Genomic DNA, 23,976 nt, shown 5'->3' with positions numbered 1-23,976 from the left:
ATAAAAAATCTCAGGCTATAATTGACCTGAGATTTTTTATTTATATATTAATAAGAGCTCGTACTTTTATAAATCACTAGACTTATCTTCATCTACTACCCTTTTATAATAAGGCTCCATATTAAAACTCTCTGAAGCAATATTCATATAATCTTCTTTATTCTTTTTCTTGTGTTGCACAAACTCAGAAGGATCGTAAACCGTCCAAACTGTAAGCTCATTTAATCGACCTGTTTTTGTTTTCATGTCAATCTCAATTTTCTTAATCATTCTGTCAACAACATCTTGATCACTCATTTTCTGTATTTTTTCAGAACTTTGACCATTATTTATTTTATAAACAACCCAATACGTACTAACAACTCTGTTTGCTCTAGCTGCATCAATCTCACGTGTTGAGATCTCAGGGGCTTTTTTAGTCACCTCTGTTTTTGCACTAAACAATGACAAACTGCTCTTTTTAGGCGCCTTTTTCTTTGCTACAGCAACTTTCTTTTCAGGTTGCTTGGCCTTTTGTGGCTGAGCTTTTTTACCGGCTACCGCCAAGTCAGTCTTTTTTATACTGCTTTCACTACCATACAATTCTTCTTTAGGCTGTATAGGCTTTTTTATAACTTCTGTTTTTGTTTCTGCTATTTTCTTAGTTACAGTTTCTTTAGGCAATGCTTTAGGAGCTTCGGCACTAGCTACAGCAGCTTTGGGTGACACTAACTTCCTTCCAAAAAGATCTGAGCTATCTGCAACTAAAGGAGTGTCGTTAAGCGACTCTATAGGCTCATTTCTTAATAAAGTAATAACTATTAGCTTATCACTTAATAAAGCTTCTACAATATATCTACCTACAGGTATATCTCCAATAGGTATTATAGCTTCAGATTCTCTTACTTTTATAACGCGTTCAAAATCGTCATTAAAAATAACGACTTCATAAATAGTACGTTCACATTTAAAGATAAGGCTATCTCCGGAGTCATTAAGCTTGTGCTTAAGTTCTTTTGCTCTTACATTAACGTTTTGAAATAATGTGGATTTTTGACCATAGATAACAGACGTCATCAATAAGAATACAAGCGTGTATAATAGTCTCATAATAAGTAGGTTTTTTTGCTTTGGGAAACAATTTTTTTTCACATGGAAAAGACAAATATGTACAATTCCTTATTAAAAACAAAGGTATTCGCTTTATTTTATAGCGCTTTATAATTTAGATATTCTACATTTATTTTTGGTCAACGTGCAGCAATCCTCGACATAACGGGGAAAACACAGGTTAAAGGGAGACTATTTTTTAGCGCATTTTTTATTTTTACTCCAACAAAATCTGTATGAAAAATACTACTAAATAAAGTTGTTTGTCCGAAAAAAGCATACTTACAACTGACTCGAGGCGCTTCAAAATTCTTAAAATCTCACTAAAATTATCAGTTAAAAATTGGAGTTTAATTAGCTCTAAAACGCTAAAAAACCTCCCTACAAATTTTGAAGGGTATTTTCGGTGATATAATAAGGTGTTGTATTAAACAAATCGGAATATAACGAATAGAAGAAATCAGGATTTAACATCTGATACTCCATAAATTTAGCTGAATTATAAACTTCCCAAACGGTTAATTCGTTGTGTTTACCAGAAACACTATTCAGTTCTAATTTATGTTTTAAAATCATTCTATCAGCAACGTCTTTACTTACTAACCTCATTGTTTTACTAGAGCCACTTTCACTATTCACTTTAGTTAACACCCAGTAAAATTTTTGTTTTTTCTCTGTATTTCTTTTAGCACTAGACCCTGTTAAAAGGAACTCAATACTTTTATTTGGCGTTTTTCGTATGACATTTAAACTTTCGTCTAACATCATACCTTTGCCCTCTGCAATGTTTTCCTTTGTAGCTGTTTTAGAATAAGCACCTTCATCAGCATAGTCATATCGCATTAATCCCATGACGATGTTCTTATCCTCCAATCTCGCTTCAATCACAAATTTACCTTCAGGAATATCTGCTAAGGAAATTTGAGATTCAAAACCTTCAACTTTTACCAACTTTTCGTAATCTTCGTTAAAAATCTCAATCTGAAGGATTTTAGTTTCACTACTCAAAATCAAGCTGTCTTTAGCATGATTCAAATCATGCTTTAATGCTTTTGCTTTTGGATTGTTATTTTTGAATAGTATAGAATTCTGACTATAATTAATTAATGTCGAGAATAGAATCAGTAGCGTGCATATATTCTTTGTCATAATAATCACTTTTAAGTTAAAGAGCTTTCTTCAAACAGGATGTACAAAACACAAATGTTCTTCTAATTAAGAGCTAAGTTATAGCCTTAAAACCAAACGGTTATATATTTAAGATATGATGCATTTTTCTTAGACCATACACTTTCATCTTCGTTATAAAGCAAAAAAACAGGATTTAATTATCCCTAATTATTGGTGTGTTAATTTGTAATTATATTAAATTAGCCTATGCGAAAAATTTTATTTGGTGTTGTTATAACATTAATTGTTCTATTGACCTTTAAGTATTGTGAAGACAAGAAAGAAGATAAAATTGTCATTGAAGCACATAGTGCTTTAATTCAAGAACAGATTAAAAATGTTGGGAAATTAGTCGTTACTGAAGGCCATTTTTCAGAGGTCTTTAGTTACAAAAATTCTAAAGCAGTTTTTGGAGATTTAATGTCTGCAGAAAAGAAAGCATTAGTTGTGGTTAATGCCGATGTAACCATAGCTTATGATTTAAGCAAAATAGAATATCATATTGATGAAACAACTAAAACACTACAGATTATAAGCATTCCTAAAGAGGAAATAAAAATTAATCCCGATTTTGAATATTACGATGTACAGGCTGATTTTTTAAATCAGTTTGATGCCAAAGATTATAATACCATTAAGAATACAGTTAAAGAATCATTAATGAAAAAAATTGAGGCTTCTGAATTAAAATCTAATGCTCAGAATAGATTAATTAGCGAGCTTTCAAAGTTCTTTATTCTCACTAATTCTTTGGGATGGACCTTACAATACAATGAAAATCCTATAGAAGACTTAAATCAATTTCAAAACTTAGAAAAGATTTTAGCAGACTAGCTCTTAACCCAACTTACGTTGTAAACTACCTATACCTCCGCCATTAATAGCATCAACCCCTTTAGATTTTAATAGACTCGCGGCACTACCAGAACGCATACCACTGGCACAATACGCAATCACAGGTTTGTTTAACTTTTTAACTTCATTAAGTCTATTACCCAATTCCTGTACAGGAATATGTAAAGCATTTTTAATATGACCACCTTGGTACTCACTATGAGTTCGTACATCTAAAATAACAGCGCCTTTTTCAATATAGTCTGCAACGTTATTCGTCGATTTTCCAAATAGAGCATTTAATAATCCCATAATTTTAATTTTGAGCAAAATTCTAAATAATACGAAGAACATTGCGTAACCAAAGTTACATTATAATTATTAATACATTAAAATCTTCTTATTTTAGTACTTTGCATACACATGAGACAAGAAACGCGTCAACAAGAAATTTTAAGAGTTGCAGCCAAACTTTTTAAAGAAAAAGGTTACAGTGCTGTCACTATGCGAGATTTAGCCAAAGCCATTGGTATAAAAGCAGCAAGCCTGTATAATCATATAAACTCTAAACAAGACATCCTAAATAAAATTATAATTTCATTAGCTGAAGAATTTACAGAAGGAATGACATCCATTCAATCTTCTGATGCTAGTTGTATTGAAAAACTCAAAAAAATTATAGAGCTACATGTGCGTATTTCTAGCCAAAATATTTACGGTATGGCATCGCTAAATAACGATTGGATGCACTTAGAAGACAAACTTAATTATTACCAAAAATTAAGAATTGATTACGAAAATGATTTTAGGGCAATTCTAAAAGAAGGAATAGCATCTGGCGAAATCGTAGACACCAAACCAGACGTAATGATGTTTTCTATTTTAACAACATTACGCTCCCTCTATATATGGATACCTAAAAAAGAAGACATTAACCCTGAAGAATTATCTCATACCCTAAATCAAATACTGATAAAAGGCATTAACAAATAGTTTAGAATATATTTTATAACTTTGCTGAACAAACTAACAAGTGTTAGTTAAATGTTTAAGAAAAACATATGGCAGATTTTCACATCTTAAAAGTTGCAGACATTTATAAGGAGACAGAAGACACTTCTGTAATTACTTTTGAAGTACCCTCAGAATTAAAAAAAGAGTTTCAATTTAGGCAAGGTCAGCATTTAACCTTAAAAGCAGACATTAACGGAGAAGACGTACGTCGTTCGTATTCGCTTTGTTCAAGTCCATTAGATGGTCAATGGAAAGTCGCTGTAAAGTTAATTCCTGGCGGAAAGTTCTCTACCTATATAAACGACGAATTAAAACGTGGTGACCAGTTAGAAGTAATGTCGCCAAGCGGAACCTTTGGTGTAGACGTCAATGCTACAAAAGCTAAAAACTATCTTTTTTTTGCAGCAGGTAGCGGAATCACACCTGTACTGTCCATGGTAAAAGCGCATTTAGAAGCCGAACCAAATTCAACATGTAAATTATTTTATGTCAATAAGACCGCAAAATCCATTATATTTAAAGAGGAGTTGGAGCAGCTTAGAAATAAATATTTTGGGCGGTTCGAAATCTATTACTTCTTAACCAAAGAACGTAGAGATATAGAACTGTTTAATGGAAGATTCGATGACGAAAAGATGCGAATTTTAACGCAAACGTTTATCGATATTCCAGATACTAGCGAAGTCTTTTTGTGTGGTCCAGAAAAAATGGTGAATTATGTTAGTACTTACCTCATTAATGCCGGATTACCAAAAGAACTCGTGCATTTTGAATTGTTTGTCACCGGACTTTCAGATGAAGATATAAAACGAGCAGAACGCTTAGCGCAACAAAATGTAGAAGGAATAGAGGTCACTATTGTTGATGGAGGAAAAGAATTTGCTTTCACCATGACCAAAGAATATGATAATATTTTAGACGCAGCCTTAGGTGCAGGAGCCGATTTACCTTTCGCATGTAAAGGAGGTGTTTGCAGTACTTGTAAATGTGAAGTTATTGAAGGGTCTGTTGAAATGAAAATTAACTATGCCTTAGACGAAAAAGAAGTCTCTCAAAATTTGGTATTAAGCTGTCAAGCCGTGCCAACATCTGAGAAAGTAGTGGTCGACTTTGATGTGTAAAATTCCTGCGAAGACAGGAATCTTATAAAGCAAATTCCTTAACGCACCAACAGCAAAAGGCCAACGGCCACAGCTAATAAAAAATAAAGTTCAACGAGCTAAAGGCCAAAAGCCAATAGCTAATAGCTATAAAGATGAGTGAAGAACAAATAAAAAATCTAGAAAAGCAGTTCGAAGAACGTATCGCAAGAGACGAGAAAATCGAACCTAAAGATTGGATGCCTGAAAAATATCGCAAGACGCATATTAGACAAATGTCGCAACATGCGCATTCCGAAATTATAGGGATGCTTCCCGAAGGCAATTGGATCACAAGAGCACCTTCGTTAAGACGAAAAGTAGCGTTATTAGCTAAAGTTCAAGATGAAGCAGGTCATGGCTTGTACCTCTACTCTGCTTGCGAAACTTTAGGAGTTTCTCGCGATGAGTTATATGAGCAATTGCATTCCGGAAAAGCAAAATATTCGTCCATATTCAATTACCCAACCATTACTTGGGCAGATATGGGAGCGATTGGTTGGTTGGTAGATGGTGCAGCCATTATTAATCAAGTACCACTTTGTAATACCTCATACGGCCCATACGCACGTGCCATGATTCGTGTGTGTAAAGAAGAAAGTTTTCATCAGCGACAAGGCTTCGAGATTATGATGAAACTAGCAAATGGAACACCAGAGCAAAAGGATATGGCACAAGATGCTTTAAACCGCTGGTGGTGGCCAAGCTTAATGATGTTAGGCCCAACAGATGCAGAATCTATTCATACAGAGCAATCGATGAAATGGAAATTAAAACGAAAATCTAATGACGATTTACGTCAGCAATTTATAGATCAAACCGTTCCTCAAGCAGAATTAATTGGACTTACCATTCCAGATCCCGATTTAAAATGGAACGAAGAACGCCAAAGCTATGATTTCGGAGAGATTAATTGGGATGAATTTTGGCAAGTTGTCAAAGGTCATGGACCAATGAATAAAGAACGAATGAAAGCTAGAGTGAACGCATGGGAAGAGGGAGAATGGGTTCGTGATGCTGCAATGGCTTACGCAGAAAAGAAACAAGCAAGAAAACAAAAACAAGCAATTTAATTAACCTCGATGCTCATGGGAGTATTGTTCCCTTGAGGGGACTTTAGGGGTGTTTTTAATAGATAAATTCAATTTCATAATGAGTAAAAACTGGCCACTTTGGGAAATCTTCGTTAGAAGTAAAAATGGATTAGAGCATCGTCATTTCGGAAGCCTTCATGCTGCAGATGCAGAAATGGCTTTAGAAAATGCAAGAGATGTCTACACTAGACGAAACGAAGGTGTAAGTATTTGGGTTGTAGAATCTAAAAATATTACAGCATCAAATCCAGAACACAATGGTGAACTATTTGAACCTGCTCAAGACAAGGTGTATCGTCATCCAACATTTTACGATTTGCCAGACGAGGTGAAACATATGTAACAGTAAAATCGAAATCGAAATTGAAGTTGAATCTGAATCTGAATCTGAAAATATGAATGGGATAAAATTTGATTTAACAGAACGACTTGAAAATTTTGCTGCTGCAATCATTATTTTATATGATAAGAAACCGCTTTCTTATGCTGGCGATTATTTAGCAAAACAACTTATCCGTTCTTCATGTTCTTCAGCTTTAAATTACGGTGAAGTTTTAGGTGCTGGAACAAATAAAGACAAAATAAATAAACTTAGAATTTGCTTAAAAGAGTTAAGAGAATCCTTAAGGAATTTAAACATTCAGACTAAAGCAAAATTAATTTCTGAGGAAAGTATAAGAGAATTGAAAGATGAAAATGATCAATTAATTCGAATTATTGTAACTAGAATAAAAAATATCAATTGAAGGTTTTCGAATTCAAATTCGACTTCAATTTCAATTTTGATTAAGATGAAAGAAAATTTATACAAATATATTTTAGGCATAGCAGACAACAGCCTAATCCTCGGTCAAAGACTAGGAGAATTAACAGGTCATGGTCCAAGCCTAGAAACAGATATCGCCTGTACTAATATTTCATTGGATTTATTTGGTCAAGTGCGAAGCTATTTTCAATATGCAGCAAAAATAGCAGGTGACGATAGAACAGAAGATGATATTGCTATGCTTCGAAAAGAGCGTGATTATAAAAATGTACTATTGGTAGAACAACCAAACACAAACTTTGCCTACACTATGGCGCGTCAGTTTTTATTCGATGTGTACCATTTAGCTTTTCTTAGCGAATTACAAAAAAGTACCGATTTAACATTGTCTGCAATTGCGAATAAATGTATAAAAGAAGTCAGTTATCACGAACGTTTTTCTTCAGATTGGATAAAGCGTTTAGGTGACGGTACAGAAGAAAGCAAAGTAAAAATGCAAGAAGCTATTGATGGTTTATGGACGTACACTGATGAATTATTTCATCAAACAGAAGCCGATAAAGCTATGGTTGCAGAAGGAATCGGTGTGGATGTTACTAAACTAAAAGACGCTTATTATGCTAGAGTGAATGAAATTTTAGAAGAAGCAACGCTTGAAACACCAGAATCAAAATGGTTCCAAAAAGGTGGAAAAGAAGGTATTCATACAGAACATATGGGCTATTTATTAGCAGAGCTTCAATACATGCAACGTGCTTATCCTAATATGGAATGGTAAAAAATAAAAGAAATTGAAATCGAACTTGAATTTGAAAGAAGAACACTTCAAATTCAGTTTCAACTTCAACTTCAAATTCAAAAAATGACAACAACAGAACAAAATATAGACGAAATCTTAATTCCAATTCTGGAAAAAGTTTCAGATCCCGAGATCCCAGTATTATCCATAATGGATATGGGCGTGGTGCGTTCTGCGGTTGTAAAAAATAATATCGTTAATGTTAAAATCACACCAACCTACAGTGGTTGTCCTGCAATGGATGTGATTGGTGATGATATAAAATTAGCATTAAAACAAGCCGGATACGAATCTAAAATAGAATTGATTTTACATCCTGCATGGACAACCGATTGGATTACACCAAGAGGTAGAAAAGCATTGGAAGATTACGGAATTGCAGCACCTTTAAATGCAGAAGCAGATAAAGATGTATTGCTTAATGGAAAGCGTATTGTTAAGTGTACCAATTGTGGTTCTACCAATACAAGACTAGTAAGTCAGTTTGGTTCCACAGCTTGTAAAGCACAATTTCAGTGTGACGATTGCCAAGAACCCTTTGATTATTTTAAATGTTTAAAATGAGGCAAAAGTCAAATTTATAAGTGTAAATATTTTAAATCGAACAATTGTCCCCTTGAGGGGACTTTAGGGGTGTGAAAAACAGAGAAGAAGCATATAATTATGAGCAAAAGCATACAACTTAGAATTGAAAATAAAGTAGCGTACATCACGCTAAACAGACCAGAGGTATTCAATAGTTTCAATCGTGAAATGGCATTTAGTTTACAAGAAACTTTGGATGCTTGCGAAGCAAATAAAGATGTTAGAGCTATTGTCTTAACCGGAAACGGAAAAGCATTTTGTGCTGGTCAAGATTTAAAAGAAGTTACAGATCCTGATTTAAATCCGGGATTCAAAAAAATACTAGAAGAACATTATAACCCAATCATCACCAGAATACGTTCCATTAAAAAACCAATTATTGGTGCAATTAACGGAGTGGCTGCAGGTGCTGGTGCAAATATCGCTTTGGCTTGCGATATAGTAGTTGCTCACGAAAAAGTAAGCTTCATTCAAGCATTTAGTCTAATAGGTTTAGTGCCAGATAGTGCAGGAACGTACTTTTTACCAAGACTAATCGGTTTTCAAAAAGCACTAGCATTAGCGATGCTAGGTGATAAAATTGGAGCTGAAGAAGCTGAAAAAATGGGCATGATTTACAAATGTGTCCCAACGGAAGAATTTGGCGAAACGATTAATAAACTAGCTTTAAAACTAGCAAATATGCCAACTAAAGCATTAGGTATGATTAAAGAATTGTTCAATAAATCCATGACTAACGATTTAGAATCGCAATTAGCTTTAGAATCTAAATTACAAATAGAAGCCGCACAAAGTGACGATTACAAAGAAGGAGTTGCTGCGTTTATAGAAAAAAGAAAACCGAACTTTAAAGGGAATTAAAATTAGACATCCGAATATTGTCCCCTTGAGGGAGCTTTAGGGGTGTTAAAACAGAATAGAAATAAAATGTAGATCTCATTGGAAACTCAAGAAACATTAATAAAGACAAAATAATACGCATCTGAGTATTGTCCCCTTGAGGGGACCTTAGGGGTGTTAAAATAAAAAGTGAAAAACAAAATTATTCCATACAATCCAAAACTTAAAGAATACGCAAGAGAGCTAAGAAAAAATAGCACACTTGCAGAGGTTTTAATGTGGAAAGCTATTAAAAATCAAGCGCTAGATGTTCAGTTTCATAGACAAGTTCCGATGCTAAATTATATAGTAGATTTTTATTGTCACGAGCTTATGTTAGCTATTGAAATTGATGGTGATTCACACGGTTTCAGATATTTTGAAGATAAAAATAGACAGTGTGAACTTGAAAAATTAGGTGTCGAGTTTATCAGATTCTCTGATTCGGATGTAAAAAATAATATGTTTAGTGTTTCTATGACTTTAGAAGAAAAAATTAAATCTTTAAAAACACCCCTCAAGTCCCCTCAAGGGGACAATCCATACGATTTAAAACAAACCCTCATACAAACCCACAACCGAATAAAACCCTTTATTCACAAAACACCTGTGTTAACATCGCAGTTGTTGAATGAAAAAGCAGGTTGTAACCTGTTTTTTAAGTGTGAGAATTTCCAGAAAATGGGAGCCTTTAAAATGCGAGGTGCTGCAAACGCTATTCTATCACTTTCAGAAGAAGAAAGACAACGAGGCGTGGTGACACATTCGTCAGGTAATTTTGCACAAGCCGTTTCATTAGCAGCTCAGAAATTAGGTGTTAAAGCTTATATTGTAATGCCAGAGAATGCACCTCAAGTTAAAAAAGATGGTGTTAGAACTTACGAGGGAGAAATCATAGAATGCGAATCGACACCTCAAGCAAGAGAAGCAACTGCCAATAGCATAAAAGAAGAAAAAGGTGCGACATTTTTACATCCATCAAATCAAGATGAGGTAATTTACGGAAACAGTACAGCTGCAATTGAGCTGTTAGAAGAACAACCCAATTTAGATGTCATTGTAACACCAGTTGGTGGCGGAGGATTAATTGCAGGCACAGCGCTGGCAGCACACTATTTTTCAAACAACTGTAAAGTGATTGGAGGAGAACCCAAAAATGCGGATGATGCGTTTCGATCTAAACAATCAGGGAAAATTGAATATAACAGCGCGGTAAATACCATTGCCGATGGCCTAAGAACACATTTAGGCGATCGTAATTTTCCGATTATTCAAACGTATGTGGATAAGATTATTTGTGTTGAAGAAGTTGAAATTATTGAAGCAATGCAATTGATTTGGGAACACATGAAAATTATTGTAGAACCATCAAGTGCTGTAGCCTTTGCTGCTGTGTTGAAGAATAGAAAAGAATTTGCAACTAAAAACGTAGGCATCATTTTATCTGGCGGTAATGTAGATGTGAGAAATTTACCGTTTTGATTAACGATTGTCCCCTTGAGGGGACTTTAGGGGTGTTTAGACATTTTAGAATAAATATTAAAAGAAAACGATGAATTAATTTCAATTTTTGTTGTTAGTATTAAAACAGCTTCAAACAAGTTGAAATCATAAAATATAGATGGAATATCAGGTATGAGTGAAAATCAAAAATCAGAAATCGTTAATCCACAATCTCAAATCAATAGAGTTGGAATAATAGGATCAGGAACCATGGGAAGCGGCATTGCGCAAGTTGCAGCAACTTCGGGGTGTAAAGTGAAGTTATACGATACCAATCAAGTGGCTTTAGATAAAGCAAAAGCTTCACTAGAAAAAATATTAAATCGCTTAATTGAAAAAGGAAGAATTGATACGTCTGAAAAAGATAGAATTCAGTCAAACATCGCTTACGTCAATAACCTAAAAGATTTAGCCGATTCAAACCTAACCATTGAAGCCATTATTGAAAATCTTGACATCAAGAAAAAAGTGTTTTCAGAATTAGAAAGCTATGTGGCTGAGGATTGTATTATTGCATCAAACACATCAAGTTTATCTATAGCATCAATCGCTGCATCGCTGAATAAACCAGAACGTTGTGTAGGGATTCACTTTTTTAATCCAGCACCTTTAATGAAGTTGGTTGAGGTTATTCCAGCAATTCAAACTTCAACTGAAGTTCTTGAAAAAGCCATACAAACCATTAAAGATTGGAAGAAAGTAGTCGCAGTTGCCAAAGACACACCAGGATTTATAGTAAACAGAGTGGCAAGACCATTTTATGGTGAAGCATTACGTATTTATGAAGAAGGATTAGCCGATTTTGCAACCATAGATCATAGCTTAAAGTCTTTAGGTGATTTTAGAATGGGGCCATTTGAGCTTATGGATTTCATAGGAAACGATGTAAACTATACCGTAACCGAAACGGTATTTACTGCCTTTTATTTCGACCCAAGATATAAGCCGTCATTCACTCAAAAACGGTTTGCAGAAGCAGGGTATTTAGGACGTAAATCAGGAAAAGGCTATTATGATTACGATCAAAATGGAAAAATAATTAACACTAATCACACTAATTCAAGAACTTTTGAAACCTATGAAGAAGAAGAGACTTTAAAAAATCAAATTTTCGATCGTGTCTTAGTCATGCTTATCAACGAAGCCGCAGATGCCTTGTTTTTAAATATCGCATCAGCTGAAGATATCGATAATGCCATGACCAAAGGGGTTAATTATCCAAATGGATTATTGGCTTGGGCAGACGAGAAAGGAATTGATTGGTGTGTCAGTAAAATGGATGAATTGTATAACGAATATCACGAAGATAGATACCGTTGTAGTCCGTTGTTGCGTAAAATGAGCAAATCAGGTATGAGGTTTTATTAAAAAAGGTATGAGGTATGAGGAAATCGAAGTATCATTTTAAATTTGAAGATTTAGGAATATACACCAAGGCCATGGAATTTGGAGAAGTTGTAAATCGATTGGTTAAAAATTTTCCCAAAGAGGAACGTTTTGAACTTACCTCACAATTTAAGAGAGCCGCAGATTCTATTGCCTTAAATATAGCTGAAGGTTCAAGTGGTACAGATAAACAGTTTTATCATTATTTAGGGAATGCATGGCATAGTGCGCACGAATGTGTTTCATGTAGTTCGAAAGCTCAAATGAGAAATTATATTTCTGATGACGAAGATGAAGAAAATCGTAAATTAATAACGGAATTATCAAAAATGATAACATCATTGCGTACCATGATATCTAAAAGAATTTAATAAGTTTAAATGGAATCTAAAAATAAACCTTTAGCCTCACACCTCATACCTAAGCGAATGCTTTCCCAAGACGCCTATAGCACGTGGCTAGGCATAGAAATTCTAGAATGTGAAATCGGACGCTGTAAAGTCGGAATGACCATTAGAAAGGAAATGCTAAACAGCATGAATAAAGCTCATGGCGGCATTAGTTATTCATTAGCCGATACGGCTTTCGGATTTGCAGCAAATACACATGGTAAATATGCCGTGTCTATCGAAACAAGCATTAACCATATTGAAGCTTTAAACGAAGGAGATTATATTACAGCAGAATCTGTAATAGAATCTGTAAAAAATAGATTAGGCTTTAATATTATTGAAGTCAAACGCGGTGAGGAATTAGTCGCGCTTTTTAAAGGTGTGGTGTACAGGACGCAAAAAGATTGGGAATAAAACAGTAAATACATTAAATTATGAAATGGAAAGGTAGACGACAAAGCGGGAATCTTGAAGATCAACGCGGCATGAGCAGCAAAGGAAAAGTGGTTGCAGGAGGTGGAGTCATTGCTGTTGTGGTAATTTTATTACAACTTTTTGGAGGTGAAACCGGGCAACAAATAGCACCAATCATAGAACAAGTAGCCAATAGTCAAACGACACAACAAGTTGAGCAACGAGATCTAACGAGTCAAGAAGTTGAAATGGGTGATTTTATGAACGCAGTCTTGGTAGATACAGAAGATGTTTGGAATCGACTTTTTAGGGAATATAACCTAGGTGATTATAAAGAACCAAAACTTGTTTTATTTACAGATGCCGTAAGTACAGGTTGTGGAAATGCAAGTGCAGCTTCAGGTCCTTTTTATTGTCCAGCAGATCAAAAATTATATATGGATATGTCTTTCTTTGATGAACTAAAAACACGTTTCGGAGCTAAAGGAGGTGATTTTGCAATTGCATACGTAACAGCACACGAAGTCGGACATCACATTCAGACTTTATTAGGCACTTCTAACAAAGTAAGACAATTACAGAGTCAGACCAACCAAACCGAAGCAAATAAATTATCGGTAGCACAAGAATTGCAAGCCGATTTTTACGCAGGAGTTTGGGCGCATCACAATAAAAAATATTTACAAGAAGGAGATATTGAAGAAGCAATGAGTGCTGCCAATGCGGTTGGTGATGATGCCATTCAGAAAAGAACAAGCGGAAGCGTAAATTCAGATAGTTTTACTCATGGCACATCACAACAACGTATGGAGTGGTTTATGAAAGGCTATAATACAGGTGATATAAGAAACGGAGATACATTCTCTGCTTTATTAAATTAATTAGTTCTGCAAGGTCTCAAAAACCTTATAGGTATTAAAAAACAGAAGTAAATAACACATTAATTATGAAATAGAAGTTTCATTTTTCGACTTCAATTTCAATTTCAATTTCAAACATGGAAGCATATATAATAGACGGCATTAGAACACCAATAGGAAACTACAAAGGCACATTAGCTGCTGTTCGTACAGACGATTTAGGAGCCTTAGTCATTGCAGAAATCGTAAAACGTAATCCAAACATCCCAAAAGAAGCGTATGACGATGTGATTATGGGCTGCGCCAACCAAGCAGGTGAAGACAATCGAAATGTAGCGAGAATGTCATCTCTGTTAGCCGGATTACCATTTACAGTGCCAGGAGAAACCGTAAACCGTTTATGTAGTTCTGGATTATCAGCAATCATTCACGCCAATCGTGCTATAAAAGCAGGAGATGGCGATGTGTTTATTTCTGGTGGAGTCGAGAATATGACACGCGGACCATACGTCATGGCAAAACCATCAACGGCTTTTGGTGGCGATTCAAAACTATACGATTCTACTTTCGGATGGCGTTTTATCAATCCGAAAATGCAACAAATGTATGGCACAGACGGCATGGGAAATACAGCCGAAAATCTTGTAGAGAAATATAATATTTCAAGAGAAGACCAAGATAAGTTCGCACTTTGGAGTCAGCAGAAAGCAACCAAAGCACAAGAAAACGGACGCTTAGCAAAAGAAATTGTTACTGTAGAAATTCCACAGCGTAAAAAAGATCCCATCCTTTTTTCTAAAGACGAATTTGTTAAGCCTACAACCTCTTTAGAAGTTTTAGGGAAATTAAGACCTGCCTTTAAAAAAGAAGGTGGTAGCGTAACCGCTGGTAACTCTTCAGGATTAAACGATGGCGCAGCAGCAACCATTATCGCTTCAGGCGATGCAGTTAAAAAATACAATTTAAAACCATTAGCACGAATCGTAAGTTCTGCTGTGGTTGGTGTCGAGCCTAGGATTATGGGAATTGGCCCTGTTACAGCTTCTAATAAAGCGCTAGAAAAAGCAGGATTAACCATGGACGATATGGATATTATCGAGCTTAACGAAGCGTTCGCTGCGCAAGCCTTAGCATGCACTAGAGCTTGGGGATTAGCAGACAACGATGAGCGATTAAATCCAAATGGTGGTGCTATCGCTATTGGTCACCCATTAGGAGTAACAGGCGCAAGAGTTGCGTATTCTGCCGCTTTGGAGTTGCAGGAGCAAAACAAACGTTATGCCTTAATTACCATGTGTATTGGAGTTGGGCAAGGTTATGCAGCGATTATTGAGAATGTGAATTTGTAACATCATTTGGGCGTTACCACAAGGGTCGCGCTTTCCGCTATATCTTTTTTGCTTTTAATGGCCAAAAAGGATGCCGCTACAATCGCTAACGCGTGTGCAGTTAATTGAATAAAAAAAACGTCACTTCGAGTGATTCCGAATTTTATCGGATCTGTATCGAAAAGACATAAATTAGATTTCCGTTTTTAAGGAAATGATAAATAAACGTATCAATGAAAAAATTACAAAATTACGTCACAGGACAATGGCTAGAAGGTAAAGGTGAAGGAGTTCCTATGTTCGACGCCATTACAGGAGAGCTTGTTGCACTTTCAGATACCGAAGGCTTAGATTTTGCCGAAATTCTTCAATATGGAAGAACTAAAGGTGGTGAAGTACTTCGTAAAATGACTTTTCAAGAACGTGGCAACATGTTAAAAAGCTTAGCTTTATATCTTACCAAAAGAAAAGCTAGTTTTTACGAATTAAGTTACAGAACAGGAGCTACCAAAGTAGATAGCTGGATAGATATTGAAGGTGGTTTTGGAAATCTTTTTGCTAATGCGTCATTGCGTAAACTATTTCCAAACCAACCGTATCACGTAGAAGGTGATGCTATCGACTTGTCTCGTGGTGGACGCTTTATGGCACATCACATTATGGTACCAAAACGCGGTGTAGCGATTCATATCAATGCCTTTAACTTTCCTGTTTGGGGCATGTTAGAAAAATGTGCTGTCAATTGGATGGCTGGTGTTCCTGCTGTGGTTAAACCAGCAACAAACACTTCATTTTTAACAGAAGCAGTTGTACGAGAAATTATTGCTTCAGGTATTTTACCAGAAGGCGCTTTACAACTGATTACAGGTTCGGCAAGAACAATTTTAGACACTGTCGAATCTCAAGATGTTGTAACCTTTACAGGGTCCGCTACAACAGGAAGACTTTTAAAATCTCATAAACGTATCATTGATGAAGCAGTGCCTTTTACTATGGAAGCCGATTCATTAAATGCATCAATATTAGGTGAAGATGCTGTCCCTGGAACACCAGAATTCGATTTGTTCATAAAGGAAGTTCGTAATGAAATGACGGTTAAATGTGGTCAAAAATGTACTGCAATCCGTAGAATTATTGTACCTCAAAATCTTATAGATGATGTACAGGCTGCTCTAGGTAAAGCCTTAGATAAAATTACCATTGGAGATCCACGACTTAAAGAAGTGCGTATGGGAGCCTTGGTAAGTAAAGATCAAGTTACCGAAGTTAGAGAACGTGTACAAGAATTAGCAAAAACAGCTAGTATTGTTTATGGAGATTTAGATAAAATTGAAACCATTGGTGCAGATGCTAAAAAAGGTGCCTTTTTAGCGCCAATACTGCTTCGCGAAGATCAACCATTTACAAATTTAGCCGTTCACGAAACAGAAGCATTTGGCCCTGTAAGTACCATAATGCCTTATAAGAATTTAGACGAAGCTATTACTTTAGCGCAGATGGGTAAAGGGTCTTTAGTGTCTTCTATTGCAACTTATGACGATAAAATTGCCAAAGATTATGTGGTTAATGCAGCTAGTCATCATGGTCGAATTTTAGTGGTTAATCGCGATATGGCCAAAGAAAGCACTGGTCATGGTTCTCCTTTACCATATTTGGTACATGGTGGTCCTGGTCGAGCTGGAGGTGGCGAAGAAATGGGAGGCATGCGTGGTATTAAGCATTATTTACAACGTACTGCCATTCAAGGGTCACCAACAACGTTGACGGAAATCACTAGTATTTATCAGCAAAATGCAAAATATAAGGAAGCAGAGCAGCATCCATTTAAATACCATTGGGAAGACATCCAACCAGGAATGTCTATGAAAACCCACAATCGTACATTCACTGACACAGACATCATTAACTTTTCAAACCTTACTTGGGATCACTTCTATGCACATACAGACATCACCTCATTAGATGGTAGTATTTTCGAGAAGAGAACCGCACATGGGTATTTTATTATTTCAGCAGCTGCAGGATTATTTGTATACCCAAATAAAGGACCAGTGTCTGCAAATTACGGATTAGAAGAATGCAGATTCCTTCGTCCATTATATCACAACGATACCATTTACGTGCGCTTAACCTGTAAGCAAAAAGTAGATCGCGATGTGGCTTCAGCAGAACATCCAAGTGGCATTGTAAAATGGTATGCCGAAATTTTTGATGCAAACAACGATGAGAAAGTAGCTTTCGCAACAGTCTTAACCATGGTGCAAAAAAAGCAAGAGGTTTTTGTTGAAATGACAGAAGATAAGATCAACGCATGTCTTTCTGCATTAAAAGAAGACATGAAACCAAAATGGGGCATTATGACGCCGCAACACATGGTTGAACATTTAGAATACACCTATAAAATTGCTTCAGGAGAAATTCAAGATTTTGAAATTGCTACACCTTCAACCATTTTAGATAAAGTGCATAATAGTTTATGGAATTATGATAAGTTCCCTAAGAACTCTCAATTTCCACAATTAGAAAAAAACACTTTAGAACCTCTAAAGCATCCAGATTTAGCAACAGCAATCGAAAAGTTTAAAGCACAACGCGAAAAGTATTTAGAGTTTTTTAAAGAAAACCCAGAAGCTAAATTAAAGAATTTAGTTTTCGGAGAATTGAATAAATACGAATCGTATTTATTAGAACGAAAACACCTGAATCATCACTTTGAGCAATTCGGATTACTGTAATTATTAATAGAAAGTCACTGCGCATTTATTGCGCAGTCGCTTGAATTTTAGCGATAATATAAATTGCAGTCGCTTAAATTGAAACGAAATGTCTAAAAAATATTATACATACATTTTAACACATGAAAGAAATCACCTCTTTTATGTTGGTGTAACAAATAATATTGAACGACGAATGAGTGAACACAAAGCAGCAACTTTTGGAACTCATGTTGGGCATTATAACATTAAAAAATTAGTTTATTTTGAAGTGCATTCAGATATACGAATCGCCATCAAAAGAGAAAAGACTATTAAGAAATGGAAAAAAGAATGGAAGAGAAATCTAATAACAGAAATGAATCCGGAATGGATGGATTTGAGTTTAGATTGGGAGCTTTTTAAATATAATAAGAACAAAGATTAATACGAATGCGCAACAAGTGCGCATTGACAAACTAAGAATATGAACACACCATACGTAACATTAGATATACAAAACGAAGTAGGATACATCGAGTTTTTCCATCCTGCTCACAATTCCTTACCTGGAGATGTATTAGCAAAACTAGCGCAAACCATTTCGGATGCTGGAACTAACGACGCTATTAAAGTGGTCGTTCTTAAAAGTGGCGGAGACAGAACCTTTTGCGCAGGAGCTAGCTTTGAAGAACTAATAAACATCAATGATGCCGCAACAGGAAAAGTATTCTTTTCGGGTTTAGCAAATGTGATTAATGCGATGCGTAAATGTCCGAAATTTATTATCGGCCGCATTCAAGGGAAAACCGTTGGAGGTGGTGTTGGTCTTGCTGCTGCAACCGATTATTGTATGGCATCTAAATTCGCAGCTATTAAGTTAAGCGAATTAAATATTGGTATTGGACCATTTGTAGTCGGACCAGCAATCGAGCGTAAAATGGGATTAAGCGCCATGTCGCAAATCGCAATTGACGCCAATACATTTTATCCTGCAGAATGGGCAAAACAAAAAGGCTTATTCACGCAAGTTTATGATAGTACAGAAGAACTAGATGAAGCTGTAAAAACAACAGCAGAACATTTATGTACCTATAACACAGAAGCGATGCTAGAAATGAAAAAAGTATTCTGGCAAGGCACAGACGATTGGGATTCACTTTTGGCCGAACGTGCTCAAACTAGTGGTAGATTGGTGCTTTCCGACTTTACAAAAGAAAAACTAAAGGGCTTTAAATAAGATTTACTCAATGTAAATAATACTATGTTTTGGGATGGTAATGCCTTGTTTTAAGACAACAAAATTAGAGGTAACGGCCCAAATAGTTGTGTTTACACTTATTAATTTATTGGTGCTATCCATAAAATAGATTTTTACTTTAGTTTTTAGTAAGTTGCCTAATTGTGTAGCACGCTCTAAATAATGAGATCTTAGTTTTCTTTTTATAGGACTACTTAAAGTTTCTGTTTTAGAAAATTTTAATTGAGGTATATCCTCTTTTTGTATAGTATAAGATGATGTTAGGTGATTCATAATTTGTTGTGTTTATTTGAGGATAGTAGGTTTAAATACACAAAACTTTACGTTTTTTTGTGATTTTTATGAATATTTAACAATTTAATAAGTTTTAATAAAATATGATTTACAGTTTTAAAGGCTATACTCCAGTCGTTCACGAATCCAGTTTCGTGCACCCCTTAGCGGCAGTAACAGGAAACGTCATCATTGGTAAAAATTGTTATATTGGTCCAGGAGCAGCTATTCGTGGCGATTGGGGACAAATCATTTTAGAAGATGGAGTAAACGTCCAAGAAAACTGTACAGTACACATGTTTCCAGGTAAGTCCATTACCCTAAAAGAAAGTGCACACGTTGGCCATGGAGCCATTATTCACGGTGCGAATTTGGGCAGAAATTGCTTAATAGGTATGAACACCGTAATTATGGACGATGCCGAAATTGGAGACGAATCTATAGTAGGTGCCATGGCATTTGTAAAAGCCGAAACAAAAATTCCAAAGCGAAGTTTAGTCGTTGGTAATCCTGCAAAAGTCATCAAGCAGGTTAGTGATGAGATGATTTCGTGGAAAACAAAAGGCACGCAATTGTATCAGCAATTACCTGCAGATTGCCACGAGAGTTTAAAAGCCGTTGAGCCATTACGAGAAGTGCCTGAGAATATGAAAATGCAGGATGATGTTTATAAAACACTTCGAGAAACATTCAAAAAATAAGATGATGTCACTTCGAGTGATTCCGATTTTTATCGGAATTATATCGAGAAGCTCTATCAGGTTTTCAAAAACCTTACAGGTCTACAACACTCGACTCAAATCAATCTCATTCGTTTCTTTACTTGTCGATAACGCAATCAAACTTTGTACATTTCCTAAATAAGGAAGTAGTGTCAATTTTGAAATGATAAAGGTTTCATAAGCTTCAATATCTTCAACGACGAGTTTCAATAAATAATCAAAATTCCCGCTGACCCTGTGGCATTCTACAACTTCCGGGAAGTTATTAATTTCCTTTACAAATTTTTCCAAATAACTTCGGGTATGCCCTTGCAAGGTAATACCTATAAAAACAGTCAGTTTTAAGCCGATTTTCTTATTGTTTAAAACAGCCACATATTTTTCAATATAACCTTCCTTTTCTAATTTTTTAATGCGTTCAAATATTGGTGAAGTGCTCATGCCGAGTTCTTCAGCAATACTTTTGGTCGTCCGATTGCTATTCTTTTGAAGTATGGTGAGTAGTTGTGTGTCTATGTTATCGAGTGTATGTGACATGAGAAAATTAGTTGTTTTAAAGCGGCAAATTTAAGGATTAAAAGATAAATCATCTGTAATATTATTTAAATAAAGAATAATATCCTTTTTAATAGTAAATTAAAAGATTTTAACAATTGTATAATTCGATATATATTATCTTTAATTCTTATAATCCTAAACTATATTCGCTTGATGACTTTTGAATTAAAGATGCCCAAAATGGGTGAAAGTATTACTAAAGGAACCAACTTCCTGCGCATGCAGGAATCTTATTAGTTTATAATTTGGAAGAACGAGTGAAAGAACACAAATTAAAAATATATCCAGATTCATTTACATCAAAATATAATTGTAATAAACTAGTATATTTTGAAGAATATAGTAAAGCGGAAGAAGCAATTGTTAGAGAAAAACGATTGAAAAAGTGGAAGCGTGATTGGAAAATAAAATTAATTGAAGATATGAATCCAAGTTGGGTTGATATTAGTGATAATTGGAATATAGACTTTAATAGATTGAGAGATGAAAGATAAAAAGGTTCCTGCCTTCGCAGGAATATTTGAATTAAAGATGCCCAAAATGGGTGAAAGTATTACTGAAGGAACTATTATCAATTGGTTAATAGCTGAAGGCGATGCATTCGAAGAAGGAGATATTATTCTTGAAGTCGCCACAGATAAAGTAGATAACGAAGTACCTGCACCAGCATCTGGAACATTAGTAAAAACCATGTTTCAAGCTAAAGATGTGGTTCCTGTAGGAGAAGTTCTAGCGATTTTAGACCTTTCAGAAGAAGTGAAGAAATCCAAAACACTAAATGAATCTAAAGCTGTCCCTTCGAGCGCAGTCAAGAACAAGGCTAAGACTAAAAGACCAAAGCCAGTTCAGCAGCCTGCCAATTCGAATTCAACTTCATTTTCGGTAAATAATACTAACACTTTCTTTTCTCCATTAATCATAAAAATAGCGAAAGAACATCACATCAGTTTTGAAGAATTAGCACGAATTCCCGCTACAGGAAATGAAGGCAGATTACGCAAAAGCGATGTGTTTCAGTATATAGAAGACGGACGACCTTATAAATTTGCACAAGCTGTAACGCAAGATCCAACGGCTTATAGAATTCCGCAATTAAATTTCGATAAAGGCAAAGGAAAAGTCATCGAAATGGACAGAATGCGCCAAATGATTGCAGATCACATGGTCTATTCCAAACATACCTCGCCTCATGTTACCGCTTATGTGGAAGCTGATATGACCAATATGGTCAACTGGCGTAATGCTAACAAAGTAGCCTTTCAAGAAAAGCATGGAGAGCGTTTAACCTTCACACCTTTATTTGTAGAAGCCGTAGCTAAAGCCGTTAAAGATTTTCCAAATATTAATGCTTCTGTCGATGGAAATAACATCATTGTAAAAGAAGATATCAATATTGGAATGGCAACCGCATTACCAAGTGGAAACCTAATCGTTCCTGTAGTAAAAAATGCAGATACTAAAGATTTGAAAACAATTGCTAGTAACGTCAATGAACTCGCCAATAAAGCTAGAGAGAATAAGCTCGCAGGAGACGATATAAATGGCAGCACCTTCACAATTTCTAACGTAGGAACTTTTGGTAGTGTCATGGGAACACCAATAATCAATCAGCCAGAAGTTGCCATTTTAGCATTGGGAATCATTAAGAAAAGACCAGAAGTCATCACCACTGAAAAAGGAGATGAAATCGCTATTCGTAGTATGATGTATTTATCATTATCATTCGACCACAGAGTCGTAGATGGTTTTTTAGGCGGAAGCTTTGTACGACGCGTAGCCGATTATTTTGAACAATTTGATAGTAATAGAGAAATATAAATTCAGAATTGTCCCCTTGAGGGGACTTTAGGGGTGTTTTAAACACTCTAAAAAACATACATATATGAAACCTAACATTTCAATCACTAAAGTAGAAACATCAAAAGTTGATGCCTTAGACTTCAACAATATTCCATTAGGCACCACATTCACCGATCACATGTTTATTTGCGACTACGAAAACGGAGAATGGGTTAACCCAAGAATTGAACCATTAGGATTAATTCCTACACATCCAGCTGCAATGGCTTTACATTACGGACAAGCTATTTTTGAAGGGATGAAAGCCTATAAAGATACCGAAGGTGCACCAATGTTGTTTCGACCAGAAGAAAATGCCAAGCGTTTAAACAAAAGTGCAGACCGAATGGGAATGCCTCATATTCCTGAAGATTTATTTGTAGAAGGACTTAAAGAATTAGTCGGCTTAGAGCACAATTGGATTCCGCCAACCGATGGAAGCGCACTCTATTTAAGACCATTCATGTATGCCGATGAGCCTTTTATTGGTATGCGTGCAGCAACCCATTATAAGTTTATAATAATGGCATCACCAGCGGGTCCATTTTTTAGTAAACGCATTAAATTATGGGCAGAAAAGCAATTCATTAGAGCAGCACAAGGTGGAACGGGTGAAGCTAAAGCCGCTGGAAATTATGCAGCAGCAATTCGTCCAACGGAATTAGCCAAGGCCAAAGGTTATGATCAGGTGTTATGGTTAGATGCCGCAGAGCACAAGTATATTCAAGAAGTTGGCACCATGAATATTTTCTTCAAAATTAATGGAGAATTTATCACACCAGAACTCGATGGTTCAGTTTTACATGGTATCACTAGAGCAAGTGTTATAGAGATGTTACGTGCTATGAATTTCACAGTAACAGAACGAAAAATCACTATTGATGAAATTAAAAAAGCATCAGAAAATGGGACTTTAGAAGAAGCCTTCGGAACAGGAACAGCCGTTGGCATAGCTTATATTCAAGAGATTGGATTAGAAGGAGAGACAATTCATGTTTCTGATGAAAGCCCTATAGGATTAGAAGTTAATGATACGCTAAATGCCATTAAAACGGGCAAGCTAGACGACCAATTTAATTGGATGACTAAAGTAGAAAAAGAATTAGCTTAGAGTGATTTGGGCGTTACCACAAGGGTCGTACTTTCGGCAGTCGCTTTTTTTGAAAAAACAAAAAAGAGCTTCAACAAAGCCTCAACTGCGAAGCAATCATGAGTTCTAATTTATCAAATAAGAATGAATGAGTAATCCCTAACGGGTGAGCAATGTCACTTCGAGTGATTCCGATTTTTTATCAGAATTGTTTCGAGAAGTCATGTAAAGTTCTCGATACAAAATTGCAAGAAAAGCAATTTTACTCGAACTGACGTGAGGTTTGTC

At 35.6% G+C, this 23,976-nt stretch carries 27 protein-coding genes and 1 pseudogene; 23 read left to right on the top strand and 5 right to left on the bottom strand.

The genetic code is table 11. The annotated features are described in order from the left end of the window. Positions 1-66: 66 nt before the first annotated feature. A complete protein-coding gene (locus ABD730_RS01760; protein WP_334467666.1) occupies positions 67-1,089 on the bottom strand; it encodes a hypothetical protein in 1,023 nt (340 codons plus the stop codon). 381 nt (positions 1,090-1,470) lie between these two features. After that, complete coding sequence (locus tag ABD730_RS01755; protein WP_344712127.1) at positions 1,471-2,238, bottom strand: hypothetical protein; 768 nt, start codon at positions 2,236-2,238, stop codon at positions 1,471-1,473. A gap of 228 nt (positions 2,239-2,466) precedes the next feature. Between ABD730_RS01755 and ABD730_RS01750 the strand changes: the two genes are divergently transcribed. Next, entirely contained in the window at positions 2,467-3,093 is a 627-nt protein-coding gene (locus ABD730_RS01750) for a DUF4230 domain-containing protein (RefSeq protein WP_334467670.1), read from the top strand. 3 nt (positions 3,094-3,096) lie between these two features. On the opposite strand, the gene ABD730_RS01745 is transcribed toward ABD730_RS01750, so the two are convergent. Beyond that, positions 3,097-3,405 (bottom strand): rhodanese-like domain-containing protein, encoded by a 309-nt coding sequence (locus tag ABD730_RS01745; RefSeq protein ID WP_344712124.1) that lies wholly within the window; start codon positions 3,403-3,405, stop codon positions 3,097-3,099. Positions 3,406-3,516: 111 nt separating this feature from the next. Between ABD730_RS01745 and ABD730_RS01740 the strand changes: the two genes are divergently transcribed. From ABD730_RS01740 to ABD730_RS01655, 18 genes and pseudogenes are all read left to right on the top strand, one after another. Beyond that, positions 3,517-4,086 (top strand): TetR/AcrR family transcriptional regulator, encoded by a 570-nt coding sequence (locus ABD730_RS01740; RefSeq protein WP_334467674.1) that lies wholly within the window; start codon positions 3,517-3,519, stop codon positions 4,084-4,086. Between the two features lie 68 nt (positions 4,087-4,154). Then, positions 4,155-5,228 carry a 1,2-phenylacetyl-CoA epoxidase subunit PaaE gene (gene paaE, locus ABD730_RS01735; RefSeq protein ID WP_344712121.1) on the top strand — a complete coding sequence of 358 codons (1,074 nt, stop codon included), beginning with the start codon at positions 4,155-4,157 and terminating at the stop codon, positions 5,226-5,228. Between the two features lie 134 nt (positions 5,229-5,362). Next, positions 5,363-6,319, top strand: a complete 957-nt coding sequence (gene paaA / locus ABD730_RS01730) for a 1,2-phenylacetyl-CoA epoxidase subunit PaaA (protein ID WP_334467678.1) — start codon at positions 5,363-5,365, stop codon at positions 6,317-6,319. A gap of 79 nt (positions 6,320-6,398) precedes the next feature. Next, complete coding sequence (gene paaB / locus ABD730_RS01725; protein WP_344712119.1) at positions 6,399-6,683, top strand: 1,2-phenylacetyl-CoA epoxidase subunit PaaB; 285 nt, start codon at positions 6,399-6,401, stop codon at positions 6,681-6,683. 52 nt (positions 6,684-6,735) lie between these two features. Next, the gene (locus ABD730_RS01720) at positions 6,736-7,086 is read left to right on the top strand and encodes a four helix bundle protein (RefSeq protein ID WP_334467685.1); all 351 of its coding nucleotides are present in this window, start codon (positions 6,736-6,738) and stop codon (positions 7,084-7,086) included. Positions 7,087-7,131: 45 nt separating this feature from the next. Next, entirely contained in the window at positions 7,132-7,884 is a 753-nt protein-coding gene (paaC, locus tag ABD730_RS01715; RefSeq protein ID WP_344712116.1) for a 1,2-phenylacetyl-CoA epoxidase subunit PaaC, read from the top strand. Positions 7,885-7,968: 84 nt separating this feature from the next. Then, a complete protein-coding gene (gene paaD, locus ABD730_RS01710) occupies positions 7,969-8,469 on the top strand; it encodes a 1,2-phenylacetyl-CoA epoxidase subunit PaaD (protein WP_344712114.1) in 501 nt (166 codons plus the stop codon). Between the two features lie 99 nt (positions 8,470-8,568). Beyond that, on the top strand, positions 8,569-9,351 hold the full coding sequence (locus ABD730_RS01705) for an enoyl-CoA hydratase-related protein (RefSeq protein ID WP_344712112.1): 783 nt from the start codon (positions 8,569-8,571) through the stop codon (positions 9,349-9,351). Positions 9,352-9,519: 168 nt separating this feature from the next. Then, a pseudogene (locus ABD730_RS01700) lies at positions 9,520-9,840 on the top strand (endonuclease domain-containing protein); the annotation flags it as partial. 6 nt (positions 9,841-9,846) lie between these two features. After that, on the top strand, positions 9,847-10,851 hold the full coding sequence (locus tag ABD730_RS01695; protein ID WP_425583498.1) for a pyridoxal-phosphate dependent enzyme: 1,005 nt from the start codon (positions 9,847-9,849) through the stop codon (positions 10,849-10,851). 153 nt (positions 10,852-11,004) lie between these two features. After that, positions 11,005-12,240 (top strand): 3-hydroxyacyl-CoA dehydrogenase NAD-binding domain-containing protein, encoded by a 1,236-nt coding sequence (locus tag ABD730_RS01690; RefSeq protein WP_344712109.1) that lies wholly within the window; start codon positions 11,005-11,007, stop codon positions 12,238-12,240. 14 nt (positions 12,241-12,254) lie between these two features. Next, the gene (locus ABD730_RS01685; RefSeq protein WP_334467692.1) at positions 12,255-12,629 is read left to right on the top strand and encodes a four helix bundle protein; all 375 of its coding nucleotides are present in this window, start codon (positions 12,255-12,257) and stop codon (positions 12,627-12,629) included. Between the two features lie 9 nt (positions 12,630-12,638). Then, complete coding sequence (locus tag ABD730_RS01680) at positions 12,639-13,064, top strand: PaaI family thioesterase (RefSeq protein WP_344712107.1); 426 nt, start codon at positions 12,639-12,641, stop codon at positions 13,062-13,064. 20 nt (positions 13,065-13,084) lie between these two features. Next, complete coding sequence (gene ypfJ, locus ABD730_RS01675; RefSeq protein WP_334467697.1) at positions 13,085-13,945, top strand: KPN_02809 family neutral zinc metallopeptidase; 861 nt, start codon at positions 13,085-13,087, stop codon at positions 13,943-13,945. A gap of 116 nt (positions 13,946-14,061) precedes the next feature. Further along, positions 14,062-15,273, top strand: coding sequence for a 3-oxoadipyl-CoA thiolase (gene pcaF / locus ABD730_RS01670; RefSeq protein ID WP_344712105.1), 1,212 nt, complete (start codon positions 14,062-14,064; stop codon positions 15,271-15,273). Positions 15,274-15,485: 212 nt separating this feature from the next. Beyond that, positions 15,486-17,987, top strand: coding sequence for a phenylacetic acid degradation bifunctional protein PaaZ (paaZ, locus tag ABD730_RS01665; RefSeq protein ID WP_344712103.1), 2,502 nt, complete (start codon positions 15,486-15,488; stop codon positions 17,985-17,987). An 88-nt stretch (positions 17,988-18,075) separates the two neighbouring features. Then, positions 18,076-18,393: a GIY-YIG nuclease family protein gene (locus ABD730_RS01660; RefSeq protein WP_344712101.1), complete on the top strand. Its 318-nt coding sequence runs from the start codon at positions 18,076-18,078 to the stop codon at positions 18,391-18,393. A gap of 39 nt (positions 18,394-18,432) precedes the next feature. Then, positions 18,433-19,185, top strand: coding sequence for an enoyl-CoA hydratase/isomerase family protein (locus tag ABD730_RS01655; protein ID WP_344712098.1), 753 nt, complete (start codon positions 18,433-18,435; stop codon positions 19,183-19,185). Positions 19,186-19,188: 3 nt separating this feature from the next. Here the strand turns inward: ABD730_RS01655 and ABD730_RS01650 are convergent, their stop codons facing one another. Then, positions 19,189-19,479, bottom strand: a complete 291-nt coding sequence (locus tag ABD730_RS01650; protein ID WP_344712096.1) for a hypothetical protein — start codon at positions 19,477-19,479, stop codon at positions 19,189-19,191. Positions 19,480-19,583: 104 nt separating this feature from the next. On the opposite strand from ABD730_RS01650, the gene ABD730_RS01645 reads away from it, so the two are divergent. Beyond that, positions 19,584-20,180: an acyltransferase gene (locus ABD730_RS01645; RefSeq protein ID WP_344712095.1), complete on the top strand. Its 597-nt coding sequence runs from the start codon at positions 19,584-19,586 to the stop codon at positions 20,178-20,180. A gap of 81 nt (positions 20,181-20,261) precedes the next feature. Here the strand turns inward: ABD730_RS01645 and ABD730_RS01640 are convergent, their stop codons facing one another. Beyond that, positions 20,262-20,738 (bottom strand): Lrp/AsnC family transcriptional regulator, encoded by a 477-nt coding sequence (locus ABD730_RS01640; RefSeq protein WP_334467711.1) that lies wholly within the window; start codon positions 20,736-20,738, stop codon positions 20,262-20,264. Positions 20,739-21,004: 266 nt separating this feature from the next. Between ABD730_RS01640 and ABD730_RS01635 the strand changes: the two genes are divergently transcribed. The 3 genes from ABD730_RS01635 (at position 21,005) to ABD730_RS01625 (ending at position 23,709) form a co-directional block, all read left to right on the top strand. Continuing rightward, positions 21,005-21,253, top strand: a complete 249-nt coding sequence (locus ABD730_RS01635; protein ID WP_344712093.1) for a GIY-YIG nuclease family protein — start codon at positions 21,005-21,007, stop codon at positions 21,251-21,253. Then, positions 21,243-22,577, top strand: coding sequence for a dihydrolipoamide acetyltransferase family protein (locus tag ABD730_RS01630; RefSeq protein ID WP_344712092.1), 1,335 nt, complete (start codon positions 21,243-21,245; stop codon positions 22,575-22,577). The genes ABD730_RS01635 and ABD730_RS01630 overlap by 11 nt, the downstream gene beginning before the upstream one ends. Before the next feature lie 64 nt (positions 22,578-22,641). Then, positions 22,642-23,709, top strand: a complete 1,068-nt coding sequence (locus tag ABD730_RS01625) for a branched-chain amino acid aminotransferase (RefSeq protein WP_344712090.1) — start codon at positions 22,642-22,644, stop codon at positions 23,707-23,709. The last annotated feature ends 267 nt before the right edge of the window (positions 23,710-23,976 follow it).

This window comes from Winogradskyella damuponensis (genome assembly GCF_039538385.1).
GTDB classification, from domain to species: Bacteria; Bacteroidota; Bacteroidia; order Flavobacteriales; family Flavobacteriaceae; genus Winogradskyella; species Winogradskyella damuponensis.
This window is presented reverse-complemented; position numbering and strand designations above follow the sequence as displayed.